The organism is Streptomyces sp. NPDC017676 (assembly GCF_044329325.1).
GTDB lineage: Bacteria > Actinomycetota > Actinomycetes > Streptomycetales > Streptomycetaceae > Streptomyces.
In genome coordinates this window covers 87,179-103,018 of sequence record NZ_JBIRJA010000025.1, presented here as the reverse complement: position 1 = coordinate 103,018, position 15,840 = coordinate 87,179, and the positions used below count along the sequence as shown (strand labels likewise).

The following is a 15,840-nucleotide window of genomic DNA, read 5'->3' as shown; positions in this document are numbered from 1 at the left end:
ATCATCACGGACGCCACGAAGGCCGAGATGAAGAAGGTCCTCGCCGAGATCCAGGACGGTTCCTTCGCCCGGAACTGGATGGACGAGTACCACGGGGGACTGAAGAAGTACAACGAGTACAAGAAGCAGGACTCCGAACTGCTGTTGGAGACCACCGGCAAGCAGCTGCGCAAGCTGATGAGCTGGGTGCACGAAGAGGCGTGAGTTTCTCGGCGGTCACGACACCGCACACTGGCCCGGGCGGTCGCCGGAGCTGACCGGGGTTCAGGCAACTGTATGCGTGACGCGGCCCCGCACCCCTTCTCCGAGGAAGAGCCAGGCACCACGCACCAGGCGAGAGCGGAGAAGTGAGAACTCAACTGGACTCTGTGGGCGTGGCCGCTTGGGAGCCTACGAGCAGACCGGTGGACTGGCCCGCCTCGATGCCGTGGCCCTCGGGATCACGGAAACAGCAGCGCAGCTAGGATCCGCGGTCGACGGGCTCGGTGAGGAAGTCGGCACCGTTCGCGACGGCATGTGCGGAGAAGGCCGCCATGTCCGCCACTCGCACAGTGAGGAAACCGGAGACACGCTCATCATGGTCGCTCGTCTCCACCCGCGGGCCGGCGCGTGCACCGGCCGGCCCGGCCGCATCCAGCGTCGCGGCCGGGTCGGCCGGGTGGTCGCGTCCACGGTGGTTCACCGCCGGAGGGGTGGCCGGGATCTCCTCGTCCCCGTCATGTAAGCGCATCGCCGACCGGGCATCGGCGCGCCGCTGACGGTGACCGCGCTCCGGGCGGCACAGGGAAGAGGGGTGCGCTACGCCTCGCTCGTGGCGAACCCGCCCGGGCCGCAGTACCGGCGCCCCGGCCTCACGACATTGTCCGACTGCCGCCTGATCGCCTTACCGGCCTGAAGTACCGCCCGCCGCCTCCGCAGACGGTCACGCCATGGACCGACAGGCGGTCCGGGAGGCACGACTCGGCGCCTCCTCACGGGCCCCGCTTCGGGAGTCTGCGGGCGATGCGTGCGTCACCGGCGCCGGCAGTGCCGCCCCGCCCACTGCCGGCGGACAGGACAGGCGCGCCCGTGTCACAGATCCACTCGGCGCATGGTCATGGTGAGCGAACGCTGTCAACCGACGTTGCCCAACGGTGTGAAATCACCGAACCGTGTCGAGGACTCCAGTGAACTCCGTACGTCCCTTCAGACTGTGGACCGCTCGCAGACGCCCCGATCTCATAGCGGCCACCACGTGGGCGGGCTGTGCCGTCCTGACCCTGGTCGCCGTGGGCACCTCGTCCGCACGCGACGTCGGCGACACGGGCGGCGACCTTGTGCGTGCCGGGCGCACCTGCCGTTCCGCTCTGCCCGCCGACGAGGAGCTGTCCTGCGGCACTTACGGTTTCGGTGACCTGCGTCATGTGTGCCCGACGTCCGACGCGCCCCGGCGCTGTTCAACGACCACACAGGTCCGGGTACGGAACACCGGGCCGTCCACCGTGTACGTCACCGTCATCGACGGGCCGCGTCAGGGCGAGCGCCGACAGGGCCCGGAACGGGGGATCGCCCCTGCTCACACGGCCGACCTGCGCCCTGGGCAGGGGAACCTGCTGTTCGACCTCACCCTGCGCGGCGCCGGCCCCGTCAAGTCCCTGACGGTCGTCTCGGTGCGCTGACGCCCCGTCCGCATCTTCACCCGGGCGACGCCGGCAGGGTGTGGACACCTGGTGTCCACACCCTGCGCACGTGCGCTTCCGCGGGCACGCCGAACGGCCGAGACGCCACCGTGGAGCGATCGAGCGTCTCGGTCGTGAGCGTGTCGGTGCGGAGCGGTCCCGAAGGGGTACCGCCGTCCCGGTGTCGGTGCTGTCGCCCGCTGCGCCGGCCGCAGCTCAGCTCGCCGTCAGTAGGGCATCGTCGGTCAGGAGAGCCAGTCGGTGTATCGGGTGGGGGCGAGGTGCGCGTTCGTGTCGGTGAGGACGTCACCCTCCACGGCGGCGAACATACCGGCCGTGGGATCGGTGACCACGGTACGGGGGTCGCCCTTGTGCGACAGGGTGATCCGGCCGAGCTCGTCGAGGTTGAAGACCTCGGGGCCGGCGATGTTGTGGATGCCGTTCAGCGGGGTGCCCGCGGCGACCTCCGCCACCGCGCGGGCCACGTCCTTGGCGGCGATCGGCTGGATCGGCGTGGCGGGCAGCCGGACGGTGTCACCGTCGGTGGTCCAGGACAGGACGGCGTCCATGAACTCCATGAACTGCGTGGCCCGGACGATCGAGTAGGGAATCGGTCCCGCCTTGAGGATGTCTTCCTGCAGGACCTTGGCGCGGTAGTAGTCCAACCCCGGCACCTGGTCGACGCCCACGATCGAGAGGATGACGAAGTGTCCGGCGCCGCCCTTCTGGGTCGCGGCCAGGAGGTTGTCCATCGAGGTCTGGAAGAAGGCCGGTGAGGCCTCGTCGAAGGTCGGCGAGTTGGTCAGGTTGACGACGACGTCGACGCCGGCGACCGCCTGTTCCAGCCCCTGACCGCTGATGACGTCGATTCCGGTGGACTGCGAGTGCGGTACCGCCTCGTGTCCGGCGGCGTTCAGGTTCTGGACGACCTGTGAGCCGATCAGCCCGGTTCCGCCGATGACTGCGATCTTCATGACGTGCCTTTCGCGATGATTGGGGTAAATACGTAGATGTCGTGCATCTATGCATGCGTCACAGGGCGCCGCCACACTCGACTGAGACGATCTTCCGCTCGCCCGTCTCCGCACACAGGGCTGACCGGGCATGGCGCTCGCTTGTGACACGGGCTTCGTCGCCGGTCGGCCGTCGCCCGCCGCCCGTCGGCCGACCGGACCATCGGATGCCGGTGCCGGTCCACGCGCACGGTGGCGGAGCCAGGTCAGAAGAGGCGGCCCGCTCTCGGGTCAGTGCTGCGACAGCGCCCGGTACGACGTCCAGCGGGTGCGGCCGTGCAGGGTGAAGTCGGCCCGTACGGCCATCCCGGACCGGACCAGCTTCTGGTGCACCACCGGGTGGCGGCCGGGGTAGGAGACGACCAGGACGATGTGTCCCTCGGGCAGGCCGGTCACGGCGTACTCGCCCTGCGCGTTCGTCGAGGTCCGCACCAGCTGCCGGCCGCGGGTGTCCATGACGGTCACCGCGGCATGACGGATGGGGTGCTGCTCGTCGTCACGGACGGTGCCCTCCAGCATGGGCAGCGGCTCGCCGAAGTGGTGATGACGGTGAACGGGAAGCGCGGTGGGCGCGGGAGCCTCCACGGACGGATCCTCGACCGGAGGCTCCGGGATGTCCTCCTGGGCCTCCTCCGCGTTCTCCCCGGCGGCCTCGTGCCGGTGCCGCCACGCGTCGAGCCCGAGCAGGGTGACTCCCGCGGTGATCCACGCACAGAGCACGAGGACGGGTCCGAGCACGCCTGCCTCGTCGAAGTACAGCAGCCCCTTGAGGGCGTCCACCGCGTTGCCCAACGGCATCACGGCGTGCAGGTCCTGGAAGAACGTCGGCAGCAGTGGGACGGGAGCCACGCCACTGGTGGGAACGCTCAGCACGATGAACAGCCCCATGCCCACGAGGGGGAAGAACTGCCGCGTGAACGGCGCGATGCCCGCGGAGAACGTGGCGACCGCCATGGTGAGCAGGAAGCCGATCGCCAGCGCCGAGGGCTTGTCGGGGAGGTAGTCCAGCCATGTGCCGACGAGGTACCCCACCGCGCTGAAGGACGCGGCGACGCCCGCGACGGTGATCAGTTTCTTGCGGCGATTGAAGGTCACGGCCCGCAGCAGGGTGGTCGCGAGTATGTAGCCGGGTACGCTCCACGCGACACCGAGGTAGACCAGCGTGGTGCCGTTACGGTCCTTGCTCACGGTGGGCGCCACGTCCGTGATCGTCAGCCTCTGGTGGTCGTGCGCCGCCAGTTCGGTGAAGCCCTGGACCAACGCCTGTTCCAGCGATGTCCCATTGGCCTGAGCAACGTACAGCACAGGGTGGCCGCGACCGGTGGCGTATCCCGCCACGGCGTCCCGCCGGAGCACCGCCCGTCGGGCCTGCCCCGCGTCCGCTACGGCGGTGACGTCGAACCCACCGGGATGCGTCCTGCGCAGGGCGGTGTCGATCTCGCGTTCCGTTTCGAGACGGGCGACGGCGACCTTCAGGTGATGCGGTTGGGGAGCGTGGAAGGCCGCGGTGAAGCAGAACAGAAGACCCAGGAAGAGGACGGTCGGGAACATCAGGGTTTCGGCCAGGGTCCTGACCCAGGCCGCGCCCTCGGTGTGCGCGTGCGCCTTGCGGTGTCTCACAGAGCCGCCTCCCGGCCGCCACGGACGGGTGCGGGGCCGCGCCTCGGCAGGTGGACGGCGGCTGGGTCACGTCCTGCGGCTCCACGCTTCGTGACCGTTTCCCGTAGTGCAGCCCGTTCCATGAGATCCCTTCACGCCCTTCGCACTCGGCCGTCGCTGACGCGAACGTCGAGTTAATGTACCGATCGGCACATCAACACACCGCGGAGCCTATGCGTACCGACCGGTACAGTCAAAGTCATGCCTCGCCCAGTCAATGTCGAAAAACGCGCCGAGCTGCTCCGGCAGGTGGTGGCGCACCTTCAAGATCACGGGCTCGCCCAGATGTCGCTGAGCCCGCTCGCCGAGTCCATCGGCACCACCAAACGAATGCTTCTGTACTACTTCGGCAGTCGCGAGAACCTGCTGGCACAGGCACTGATCGCCAACCGGCCGGATGCCCATGCGATGTTCGACGACGTCCGCGACACGGACGGCCTGCGCCGGGCCGCCCGCACGCTGTGGAAGGCGATGACTGTCGGAGAACAGTCCGGACCGGTCCGCATGCTGTTGCAACTGCTGAGCCTGGCCGCCACCGACCCGGAGGAGTACGGCGAGTTGGCCGCCGACACCGTCGAGGTCATGATCGGCCCGATCGCCGCCGCGTACGTCCGGCTGGGTCACCCGCCGGAGCAGGCGCGAGCCGCGGCCACGCTGCTCGTTTCCGGCCTGCGCGGATTGTGCCAGGACCGCCTGGTGACCCATGACGTCGCCCGTACCGACGCGGCAGCCGATCGCCTCATCGACGGAGCCACGACGGCGCCCGGCTGACCCCGCACCTCGACCACCTCGCCACCCCCCGGGGCCCGTCCTCCCGGCGCTCAGCCGACGGCGCCCCACCGCGGTCGACGCCTCGCCAGGGACCGGTTCGGCGTCCCTCACCGTCGGGAGGGAGTGCGGGCGGACTCGGAGAACACCGGGCCGGTCGGCACATGACGAGGCGCGCCGAAGGCGAGAACGGGCCGTCGGCCGAGCTGTCGGAACCCCGCACGCTCGCTGAGCCGACGCGCCGTGTCCGCCTCGCCTCCTCCTCTCACGCGGCATGTCGGGCCGGTCGGTGACCCGGGGGAGGCGATCCAGGGGCCGGCGACGGCAGGCCGTGCACAGGGCTGTCGGGGACGAGCAGCCGGACGAGGCCGTCCAGGTCACCGGTACCGGCCGCGGTCCGGAACGCGGCGACCAGACGACGGTGCGACTCGGCGGGGACCGGCCGCTCACGACCGCACTCCAGGCGGGCCTGCGCTCGGTGGACCACCACCCGAGCGTTCTGGACGCTGATCCGAAGCAGCCCCGCCAGGTCGGCATAGGCGTAGTCGAAGCCCTTCCGCAGCACGTAGGCGGCCAGCCGGTCCGGTGTCAGCCTCGCCATGAGCAGGGCCAGGGCCGCCTCTACCGCCACCGTCTGCTCGGCACGCAGCACGGGATCCTGGGCGGCCCGGTCACCGAGGTCGGCCAACTGCGGCTCGGCCGGCGTCTCGTGACGGTGCCGCGCGGACTGGACGACATTGATCGCCAGCCTGGTCGTGGCCGTGGTCAGGAACGCGGCCGGATTCCTGATCTCCACGCGGTGGGTGAGCTGCCAGCGCACCCACACCTCCTGCATCACGTCCTCCGCTCCCGGCACGTCACCGAGGATCTGGTAGGCGATGCGGAACAGTCGTGCCCGCTGAGCCAGAAAGATGTCGAGGGCGGTGTCCAGGCCGTCTTCGCCCGGCCGGGCAGCCGACGGTTCGGTCGGCGTCGTCGTCTCCGGGCTGGGCGCGGACATCCGGGAACTCCTCTTCGTGGGCGGGCGCCCGTCGAGGGCGTCGCTTTCCACCCTCGCCCGGGGGCACCGTCCACCGCGCCCTTGTCACCCATGGTCGAGTCCGTAGGGACCCCGTGGGGTCACCCGGGGACCCGCACCCGCCCTCAGCCGGACCGCACCGTGCCCTCGTCCCTGCTCTCCTCGGCCGGGGCGCCCGCGAGGGCACCCGGCAGCGCGCGACGCGAGTTGATACCGAGCTTCGTGTACACCTTCCGCAGATGCCACTCCACGGTGTGCGGACTGATGAACAGCTCCGCGCCGATCTTCGCGTTCGTCATGCCCTCGGCGGCGAGCGACGCGACCTGCGACTCCTGGGGGGTGAGGACGCTCGCCGGTGTGCTTTCCCGCACCCTGACGTGCTCGCCGGTGGCGAGCAGCTCGCGGCGCGCTCGCTCGGCGAACGCGTGCGCGGGCATCGCGGCGAACATCTCGTGGGCCGTGCGAAGGTGCTCCCGGGCCAGCGAACGGCGGTTGCCGCGGCGCAGCCACTCGCCGTACAGCAGGTGGGTGCGTGCCACCTCCACGGCCACACCGCCGCGGCCGAACTCCTCGATCGCGGTCCGGTACAGACGGTCGGCCTCGTCATCGTCGGCGAGGAGAGCCTGGCTGCGGGCGCTGGCGCCACGGGCCCATCCGGAATCGGCGGCGCGGGTGAGTTCGACCAGCCGTGCCAGTGAGGCGCGGGCCTGGTCCAGCTCACCGCAACGCGTGGCGGCCTCGACATGTTCGACCAGCGACAGGCCGGTGAAGTTGAACCCGTCGTGCTCGATGCCCGTCCGAGCCGCCTCCAGGGCTTCCTGATAGCGCGCCAGGCCGTTGAACAGCACGCCTTGGATGTAGCCCGTCGCGCCCAGCAGTCCCACTTCGCCGCGTTGTTCGGCCCGCTGCCGGGCTTCTTCGATGATGCCGGCGGCGACGTCCGCCTCGCCCCGCCACGCGGCAAGGACCAGCGTCGCGTACTTGTGCGGGGCGTGGCCGGTCGCGGCGGCGAGCGCGTCGGCTTCGTCGATCATCCGGGCCGCCTCGGCGAAATCACCGTAGTGGATGTGCACCCCGCCGGCGTAGACGAGGGCCGGCGGCAGCGCGCCGAGCGCTCCGATGTCGCGGGCCAGGCGCACCGCGCGACTGGACAGCGTGTCCCACGCGTGCAGGTCCCAGGCGTAGTGGATGAACGCCTCCAGCGCGACCGGGGCCAGCAGGAGCCAGCGCACGGTCGCCTCACGGGTGCCGAGCTCCTCGTGTGCGAGCAGGTCCAGCGCGGCGTGCAGTGCCGGGACACCGGTCTCACAACCGTCCGCGAGGAGCGCGGCCACACCGTCCAGGAGCAGGTCGGCGGCCTTGGAGCCCGAGGGGGGCGCCCCGGACCCGCGGGCCGCGATCGCGGCGGCGCGGGCACCTGTGGGACCGTGGACCCGGCCCGCGAAGATGGTCGCGCTGATCGCCTCCAGGTACGTCTCGCGCGCCAGTGGTGACCCGGCGGCGGTGAACTGTGCGGCGGCTTCGAGGAGCAGGGGTGCCGCCTCGTCGCTGCGGCTGCGGGCGAACAGGATCCTGGCCCGCAGGCGCGCCAGGCGGGCACGGTCCAGAGCGCTCAGGGGACACAGTTCGGCCACCGTCGCGAGCTCCGTGGCCCGATCGGGCGCGGCGGCCGAGAAGTGGGCCTCGGCGGCTGCGAGGGCTCGGCGCCCCCGCGGCCACGGGTCCGGCGTCACCTCGGCCGCGCGCTCCAGCAGTACCGCCTCGGCCGCGATGCCGCCGCGCTGCCGCGCGCGGCCGGCGGCCCGCTCCAGCCCGGCGGCGACCTCCTCGTCCGGCCCGTCGGCGGCCTGGGCGGCGTGCCAGGCGCGCCGGTCGGGATCGAGGACCGGGTCCGTGGCCTCGGCCAACGCCCGGTGCACCGCTCGGCGTTCCTCGGGCCCGGCTCCGTGGTAGACCGCCGAACGGACCAGCGGATGCCGGAACCGCACGGACTCACCGAACTCGATCAGACCGGCCGCCTTGGCCGGTGCGGCATTGGGGGTGATCTTGAGAGAAGCGGCCGCCCGGACCAGCAGACGCGCGTCACCGACCGGTTCCGCCGCGGCGATCAGCAGCAGTGTCCGGGTCGCCGCGGGCAGCGAACCGAGCCGGCTGGCGAAGTCCCGTTCGACACGGCTGGCGACCGGTCCCTGGATGCTCCGGAGGTTCGCCGAGTCCAGGCCGTACGCCAGCTCGGCGGCGCTGCGGCCTCGGGAGAATTCGAGCAGGGCGAGCGGGTTGCCGCCCATCTCGGCCACGAACCGGTCGCGGACCCGCTTCTCCAGCTGCCCGCCGACGGCGGTCTCAAGGAGCTCTCCGGCCGCGACGTTGTCGAGACCGCCGATCCGCAGCGCCGGCAAACCGTGGAGTGCGTCCTGACCGTCGGGGTCACGTACCGCGAACACCATCGCGACGGCCTCGGCGAGCAGTCGCCGGGCCACGAACTCCAGAGTCTGCAACGACACCTGGTCCAGCCACTGGGCGTCGTCGACCAGGACGAGCACCGGTCGGCTCTCCGAGGCCCGGGTGAGCAGGGTGAGCACGGCGAGGCCGACCAGGAAGCGGTCGGGCGGGTCCCCGGCCGCCATCCCGAACGCCACGCGGAGGGCGTCACGCTGGGGTTCGGGCAGTTCGTCGAGCTCGTCCAGGAACGGCGCACACAGTTGGTGCAGGCTCGCGTAGGGCAGCTCCATGTCGGCCTCGATGCCGTGTGCCCAGGCCACTTTCACCCGTGACGCCTGCGCGGCCACGTACTTCAGAAGTACCGACTTCCCGATTCCGGCCTCGCCACGGGCCACCAGGACCCGCGACCCACCTTCGCGCAGCCCGGCCAGCAGGTCGTCGAGCGCCGCGCACTCGCGACGCCGGCCGACCAGGTGGGGGAGCGGGCTGGGGATCATGTGACGCGGCTCCTTGGAGGAATCCGGGGGGAGGCTCCCACGACGGGCTGTGGAGAATCCTCACAACGATACCTGGGACGGCTCCACACCTTGTGGCGGATTGTTGTGACGGACTCCACTGCAAAAGACGCTCCGACGCTGTCACACAACAGGCCGCTGTCCGGTCGACCACTGCCTATGATCTCGCCCGTCCGCCGCCACAGGAGGTCCCGTGTCTTCGCTCGGACACCAGCTCGCCACGTCCGTTCTCGTAGTGGGAGCCGGTGGATCAGGCCTCCGCGCTGCCATCGAGGTCGCCGAGGCCGGTATCGCGGTCATCGCGGTCACCAAACGCGCGGCTGAGGACATCCACACTGCTACGGCATCCGGATGTCCGACTGAGGCGCCCCCCGCCGCCGGGCCCGAAGACACATGGGAACAGCACGCGGCCGACACACTGCGGGCAGGGCACCTGCTGGCCGACCCGCGCGCCGCGCAGGTCGTGGCCCGCTATGCCGCACAGGGATTCCACGACGTGGGGCGCTACGGCATGCGACTCGACCGCCCGGGCTGCGGCGGGACCGCCCGGCACCGGTTCGGCGACGACACGTACCGCCGTGCCGCGTTCACCGGCGAGCACACCCGCCTGGAGGTGCGGCGAGCGCTCCGTGAACGCGCCGAACAGCTCGCCGTTCCCGTCCTGTCGAACGTGTACGTCACCCGGCTGCTGGTCGACGACGGGACGGTCTTCGGTGCCTATGGGTTCGATCTCGTCGACGGCTCGCGTTACCTCGTGCACGCCGACTCCGTGATTCTCGCGACCGGAGGGCACACGCGCATCTGGCGGCGTACGTCGTCGCGTCGAGGCGAGAACACCGGTGACACCTTCCGCCTCGCCGTCGAGGCCGGCGCCCGGTTGCGTGACCCCGAGTTGGTGCAGTTCCACCCCTTCGGGCTGGTCAGCCCGGAGAACGCGGCCGGCATGCCCGTCAGCGAGGCGGCACCCGGCGTGGGCGGGGTCCTGCTCAACAACCTCGGTGAGCGGTTCATGACGCGCTACGACGCCGAGCGAATGGAGCTCTGCGGCCGGGACAGGGTAGCGCTCGCGTCCTACACGGAGATCAAGGAAGGCCGCGGCACCCGGGCCGGCGGCGTGTGGCTCGACCTGTCCCACCTGCCACGTGAGACGGTACTGACGCGGCTGGCGCACGTACATCAGACGCTGTTGGACCTTCAGACGCTCGACATCACCCATGACCCGATCGAGGTCGCGCCGACCGCCCAGTACTCCATGGGCGGCGTCTGGGTACGGCCCGAGGACCACAGCACCGACGTCGACGGTCTCTTCGTGGCCGGGGAGGCGGCCAGTGGTCTGCACGGTGCGGACCGGCTGGAGGAGAACGCGCTGATCGAACCACTCGTCCACGGCCGGATCGCCGGCCGGGCCGCGGCGGAGTACTCGGCCGGGCTCACCTCCCAGCCACGGTCGCCGGCGGCGGTTCGCGCCGCGGAGGCGGACGTGAACCGGCTCGCGGCCGCCGACGGCGACCAGGACGTCCGCGCGCTGCAACGGTCGGTGCGGCACCTGATGACGGAGCACGCCGGTGTCGTACGGGACGAGGCGGGGCTGGCCGCCGGGCTCGCCGAACTCGACGCGATCGAGGCCCGCATGGCGTACGTGGGCGTGCACATCGACATCGGCGGCTTCCAGGACCTCGCGCACGCCTTCGACCTCGGCTCCGCCGTTCTCGCCGCTCGCGCGACACTTCTGTGCGCGCTGGAGCGGCGGGAGACACGGGGTTGTCACAACCGGTCCGACCACCCCGATGTCGACCCCGGCCTGCAGGTCAATCTGGTGTGGTCCCCGGCGACCGGGGTGCGCCGCGAACCCGTCGCGCCCATCCCCACCCGCATCGCCGAGCTGATGCACGACGTACCGGCCGACGCGCGGTCGGTCGAGTAGCGCTTCCGTAGGGCCGACGGTGGGCATCAGAGGGCGGCGGAGGTAGGCACCGCGGCAAACACCCGCTCCGCTTCCTCACGGTCTGCCCGGTACGGGCTGTCCCTCGGTGTTCGGCAGGAGGGACAGCAGGCGGAGGTTGGTGTGGCTCTCGGTGCCCGGTGTCGCGGTGTAGACCACGAGCCGCTGGGACTGGTCGGGGTCGACCAGCGTCTGGCAGTGCAGTTCCAGCGTCCCGACCTGGGGATGCCGGAAGCGTTTGGAGGCGCAGTAGGGCCCCAGCACGGGGCGCTCGCGCCAGATGCCGGCGAACTCGGGGCTTTCCCTGTTCAGCGCGTCCACGAGTGCGGCGGCACGCGAGTCGCCGCCGTCGCGGATGTAGGCGCCGTGGAGGTCCGCCACCAGCAGCCGGCTCCGCTCGGCGTGGTCGTCCTCGGGGTGGAGCAGGCGGGCGACCGGGTCGGTGAACCAGCGGTAGTGGGCACTGCGCGCCAGTCCGGTGTAGGCCGTCTCGTCACCCAGCAGCGTCACCGCCGGGCGCGTCTGTTTCAGTGTCTCGCCCAGGTGGTTCATCACCTGGGCGGGGGTGTCCTCCAGCCGGTCCAGGATGCGCATCATCCCCGGGTTGATGTGGTCGCCGCGCCGCACCCGGCGAGGCAGGGCGTGACCGGCGAGCTGGAAGAGAAGGTCTCGCTCCTCCAGTGACAGGTGCAGTCCGCGGGCCAGCGCGGCGAGCATCTGTTCCGAGGGGTGGGGACCCCGTGGCTGTTCGAGCCGGCTGTAGTAGTCCACCGACATGTCGCAGAGCGCCGCGACCTCCTCGCGGCGCAGCCCTCCGGTACGCCTGCGGCGCCCGCGGGGCAGCCCGACGTCCTCCGGCTGGAGGACTTCCCGGCGCGCCCGTAGGAACGCCGCCAGCGCTGCCCGGTCCGCCATGACTGCTGTCCTTTCTCCCGGGACGGTGCCGTCCCGACGGGATCGCCGGTCCGTGGATGTCCGGAACGGGGTTGCGGGATGAAGCGCCGCCTCGACCACGACCTTCACGAACTGCTTCCACCGTGTGAGCAATGCGGCCAGAACCATTCATTCCCCACAACAGTGTGCCGTCCCACACCCTGCGGACGGTGGGACGGCATCCCTGACAGCGTTGTTCCGCCGTGGGCGATGGTGCCGCGATATGTCAGCGGGTGATCGCCTTGGTCTCCAGGAACTCCTCAAGACCGGCACGGCCCATCTCGCGGCCGTTGCCGGACTGCCTGTACCCGCCGAACGGGGCCTGGAAGTTGTGCGGTCCACCGTTGACGTCGACCTGGCCGACGCGCAGGCGCCGGGCGATCGCCATGGCGTGGTCCTCGTCACCGGTCACCGCACCGTTGAGTCCGTAGATCGTGCCGTTGGCGATCTCGACGGCGTGGTCGTCGTCGACGTAGGGGATGACGACGAGGACGGGGCCGAAGATCTCCTCCTGGGCGATGACGGACTCGGGATCGACGTCGGAGAAGATCGTGGGCCTGACGTAGGCGCCGGTCTCGAAGCCCGCCGGCCGGCCGGGGCCGCCGACCACGAGTGTGGCGCCGTCGGCGATGCCACGCCGGATGTAGTCGTCGACGCGCCGGCGCTGGGTCTCCGAGGCGAGCGGGCCGATCCGTGTGCCCTCGTCGGCGGGGTCACCGACGACGTACTCCTCGGCCGCGTCCCGCAGCTTCTCGACCACGGTCTCCTGAAGGCTCTCGGGCACCAGCATGCGCGTGTAGGCACCGCAGGCCTGACCGCCGTTGGCCCAGGCGTAAGCCAGTCCGCGACGGACGGCGAAGTCGAGGTCCGCCTCGGGCAGGACGATGTGGGCCGCCTTGCCACCCAGTTCGAGTGCGACGCGTTTGACCGTGCCGGAGGCGGCCACGGAGACGCTCCGGCCGGCGCGGGTGGACCCGGTGAAGGAGATCATGTCGATCCTCGGATGGCGGGAGAGTGCCTCGCCGACGACCGGGCCGGTGCCCTGCACCACGTTGAACACACCGTCCGGCAGACCCGCTTCGGTGGCGATCTCCGCGAACATGCGGGCACTGAGTGGGCTGTTCTCCGAGGGCTTGAGGACGACGGTGTTGCCCGCCAGCATCGCGGGGACGACCTTGGTCACCAGTTGCTGAAGGGGGAAGTTCCACGGGGTGATGGCTCCCACCACGCCGATGGGTTCGCGGATGACGAGCGAGTTCTCGACCACCTCCGTCCACTCGAACCGCTCGGCCGTCGTGATCGCGGCCAAGGTCGCCGCGACGGGGAAACCCACCTGTGCCTGTCGGGAGAAGCCGATCGGGGCGCCCATCTCCAGGGTGATGGTGGCGGCGAGTGCCTCGGAGCGCTGCTGAAGGCCTTCGGCCAGACGCCGCATGACGGCCACACGGTGGTCCGGGGACGCCGACGCCCATCCCGGGAAGGCGGCCAGCGCCGCGTCCACCGCCTTGTCCACGTCCTCGGCCGTGCCCTCGGGCACCGCGGCGATCACCGATTCGTCGGCGGGGTTCACCACGTCGATCAGCGGCCCGGAACCCCGGAGAGGGCGGCCGTCGATCCAGTGGGACGGCGTGGGGAAAGGAACTGCAGGGTTTTCGTTCATGCCGCCAAGAGAACACCGGCCGTCACGAGGCATCCATGCCTTCCCGTGCCCATGATCCGCGTCACTTGCACGCCGTGCGCATCTGTTCCAGCCGGGGGTTCCTTCGGTGCATGCCGCCACGGCGTTCGGATTGAGTACCGGACCACCGCCGGACCGGTTCCCGGTCGGTCCAGCGGTTCTCGTCATGCTGTCCGGCGGCGGCCGGGGAGCGGCTGCTCTGCCTCGTGGACGGCTCGCAGTGGCGCAATGAGAGCTCCGCACGGACGCCGGCCTTCGTCGCGCGGCGTCTGCTCCCCGAGCGAACGGCTGCGCCGCGAGAACCGCCGCGACGACGCTCGCACCTGAATGCGTGAGGTTCCTCGGGTGTTCACCCGGTACGTGCCGGTGCCTTCGCCCAGCGCAGCGGCCGCGCATGACGGGCCATCGGTGCGACGGTGACCAGGCGTGTCATCACCGCTTGCGCGGAGCTCACCGCCCAGGAGGCACAGATGGCGGGTCTGGCCCGGACGGGCTCACCGATCCGGAGATCGGGGTCCGGCTGTTCGTCAGCCCCCACACCGTCGAGTGGCACCTGCGCGAGGTCTTCGTCGAACTCGGCATCACCTCCCGCAGGCAGCTCGGCACCACCCTCACCGACCGTCCCGCAGCCACGTCGGCCCAGGCGGGCGGGAGGTGCCGTCGGCCACCCACCTCGGTCTTTCGCCCTCCTGCGACCGCATCGAGCACGAAGGCGCCGCCAGGTCACCGGCAGCCGTCCAGGCTCATGCGCCCCAGGGCGTCCAGCAGGATCCTCCGCACCTCGATGTGCTCGACCTCCGCCGGCACACCTCCTCGCGCGCGCCGGTCCCGAGGGCTGTTGGCACGCTCCAGGGCGAGGTGCACAGCGCCGGCGACGTCCAGATCCTCGTCGACCACGTAGTACATCCGGATCACGCGGGTCCCATCGGGCCGGAACGGCACGCCGATCAGCCATTTCACAGGCTGCGTGAGCGCGGAGCATACGAAGGCCAGAGGACCGCGCGCCGTCTCCCCGGCCTCGCGGAGAGTGGAGTCGGCGGCCGGGGCGCCCTCCCCCGCGGTGAGTCCTGCGCAGTCGGCCTCCGGAAGGCTGGGGTGGTCCCTTTCGAGCAACATGTGACCTCCTCTCCGCGTCCGATGCCGTGCCGGTTGATCCCAGCCGGATCATGAGCGCGAATGCCCGAAATGCAATTTCTACCCGTTTGACCGAATACGGCCGTTCCGCGTGACAAGCCGACCCGGACAGCAGGCAGGGGCAGGTCATCATCGGAATGCGCTCGTCCGCGGAGTGTCCGAGCGCCCCGTCACCGATCCACCACGGACCACTACGAACCGGCCTACGGCCTCCGCGGGGTGCGATCGGTCACACCCGGGTGTGACCTTGGGTCTGCCGCCCTTCGGGGCGCCATGCCGTCGAGCGAAGGAGCGGGTCGTGAAGCCGTATCCGACAAGAGCCAGGCCGGTCCGGGACATCGCGGGCACGGTGGCCCGCCCGGCCGCGGACGAACTCGGTGAGGCCGTGTCGGTGTTCGTCCGGGCCCGGCCCGGACTGCTCCGGATCGCCCACCGCATCACCGGCGACGCGGTCGAAGCCGAGGACGTCCTCCAAGAGGCATGGGTGCGGTGGCAGGGAACCGACCGGACGGTCGTGCTCAACCCACCGGCGCTGCTCAGGACGACGACGATCCGGCTCGCCGTCAATGTCGTCCAGTCCGCCCGCAGACGCCAGGAAACCTGCGCCGGCGCCTGGCTGCCGGATTCGACGGACCACCAGGCCGGTCCGGACACGGTGGCCGAGTTGCAGGACGCCGTCGAACGAGCCGTCCTGCTGCTGATGGAGACGCTGACCCCGAGCCAACGGGCGGTGTACGTCCTTCGGGAAGGATTCGGCTACCCCTACTCCCGTATCTCCCAGATCCTGCACGTCAGCGTCACCAACGCCAGACAGCAGGCCTTCCGTGCACAAGAGCGTCTCGCCGGCGGCCGGCGGCTGCGGTCGGTGGACCCGGACGCACACCGACGGCTCGTGAGCGCCTTCCGCACGGCGGCCCGGTCGGGTGATCTCGTGCCCCTGGAGAGAGTGCTCGCCGCCGACGGCGCCTGTACTGCCGTGCGCGGCGAGCGAGTGGAGACGCGCCCTTGAGGAACGGGGAGGACGGCCCGCTCCTCCCCGCGCCACGACCAGCTGAGCCGCTCGTGGCGTTGTTATGCTCC

General features: G+C 70.8%; 11 protein-coding genes and 2 pseudogenes. 6 read left to right on the top strand and 7 right to left on the bottom strand.

The genetic code is table 11. The features are described from left to right. A pseudogene (locus tag ACH4LD_RS38470) lies at positions 1–204 on the top strand (ketol-acid reductoisomerase); the annotation flags it as partial. A gap of 962 nt (positions 205–1,166) precedes the next feature. After that, positions 1,167–1,658 carry a hypothetical protein gene (locus ACH4LD_RS38465; protein ID WP_398059724.1) on the top strand — a complete coding sequence of 164 codons (492 nt, stop codon included), beginning with the start codon at positions 1,167–1,169 and terminating at the stop codon, positions 1,656–1,658. A gap of 245 nt (positions 1,659–1,903) precedes the next feature. On the opposite strand, the gene ACH4LD_RS38460 is transcribed toward ACH4LD_RS38465, so the two are convergent. Together ACH4LD_RS38460 and ACH4LD_RS38455 are read right to left on the bottom strand one after the other, a co-directional pair. Then, positions 1,904–2,632 (bottom strand): SDR family oxidoreductase, encoded by a 729-nt coding sequence (locus ACH4LD_RS38460; RefSeq protein ID WP_398059722.1) that lies wholly within the window; start codon positions 2,630–2,632, stop codon positions 1,904–1,906. Positions 2,633–2,902: 270 nt separating this feature from the next. Further along, on the bottom strand, positions 2,903–4,291 hold the full coding sequence (locus ACH4LD_RS38455) for a carboxypeptidase regulatory-like domain-containing protein (RefSeq protein WP_398059720.1): 1,389 nt from the start codon (positions 4,289–4,291) through the stop codon (positions 2,903–2,905). A 240-nt stretch (positions 4,292–4,531) separates the two neighbouring features. Between ACH4LD_RS38455 and ACH4LD_RS38450 the strand changes: the two genes are divergently transcribed. Continuing rightward, positions 4,532–5,101 (top strand): TetR/AcrR family transcriptional regulator, encoded by a 570-nt coding sequence (locus ACH4LD_RS38450; RefSeq protein WP_103812145.1) that lies wholly within the window; start codon positions 4,532–4,534, stop codon positions 5,099–5,101. 262 nt (positions 5,102–5,363) lie between these two features. Here the strand turns inward: ACH4LD_RS38450 and ACH4LD_RS38445 are convergent, their stop codons facing one another. Then, positions 5,364–6,098, bottom strand: a complete 735-nt coding sequence (locus ACH4LD_RS38445) for a sigma factor (protein ID WP_398059718.1) — start codon at positions 6,096–6,098, stop codon at positions 5,364–5,366. Between the two features lie 143 nt (positions 6,099–6,241). Then, positions 6,242–9,055, bottom strand: a complete 2,814-nt coding sequence (locus ACH4LD_RS38440; RefSeq protein ID WP_398059716.1) for an AAA family ATPase — start codon at positions 9,053–9,055, stop codon at positions 6,242–6,244. 211 nt (positions 9,056–9,266) lie between these two features. On the opposite strand from ACH4LD_RS38440, the gene ACH4LD_RS38435 reads away from it, so the two are divergent. Continuing rightward, on the top strand, positions 9,267–10,997 hold the full coding sequence (locus tag ACH4LD_RS38435) for an FAD-binding protein (protein WP_398059714.1): 1,731 nt from the start codon (positions 9,267–9,269) through the stop codon (positions 10,995–10,997). Positions 10,998–11,072: 75 nt separating this feature from the next. Here the strand turns inward: ACH4LD_RS38435 and ACH4LD_RS38430 are convergent, their stop codons facing one another. Together ACH4LD_RS38430 and ACH4LD_RS38425 are read right to left on the bottom strand one after the other, a co-directional pair. Continuing rightward, positions 11,073–11,930 carry a helix-turn-helix transcriptional regulator gene (locus tag ACH4LD_RS38430; protein WP_398059712.1) on the bottom strand — a complete coding sequence of 286 codons (858 nt, stop codon included), beginning with the start codon at positions 11,928–11,930 and terminating at the stop codon, positions 11,073–11,075. Positions 11,931–12,174: 244 nt separating this feature from the next. Then, on the bottom strand, positions 12,175–13,641 hold the full coding sequence (locus tag ACH4LD_RS38425; RefSeq protein WP_398059711.1) for an aldehyde dehydrogenase family protein: 1,467 nt from the start codon (positions 13,639–13,641) through the stop codon (positions 12,175–12,177). 379 nt (positions 13,642–14,020) lie between these two features. Here ACH4LD_RS38425 and ACH4LD_RS38420 point away from each other — a divergent pair. Beyond that, positions 14,021–14,173 (top strand): annotated as a pseudogene (locus ACH4LD_RS38420) (hypothetical protein); the annotation flags it as partial. A gap of 176 nt (positions 14,174–14,349) precedes the next feature. On the opposite strand, the gene ACH4LD_RS38415 reads toward ACH4LD_RS38420, so the two are convergent. Next, complete coding sequence (locus ACH4LD_RS38415) at positions 14,350–14,742, bottom strand: hypothetical protein (protein WP_398059709.1); 393 nt, start codon at positions 14,740–14,742, stop codon at positions 14,350–14,352. A gap of 316 nt (positions 14,743–15,058) precedes the next feature. On the opposite strand from ACH4LD_RS38415, the gene ACH4LD_RS38410 reads away from it, so the two are divergent. Further along, on the top strand, positions 15,059–15,769 hold the full coding sequence (locus ACH4LD_RS38410) for a sigma-70 family RNA polymerase sigma factor (protein WP_398059707.1): 711 nt from the start codon (positions 15,059–15,061) through the stop codon (positions 15,767–15,769). The last annotated feature ends 71 nt before the right edge of the window (positions 15,770–15,840 follow it).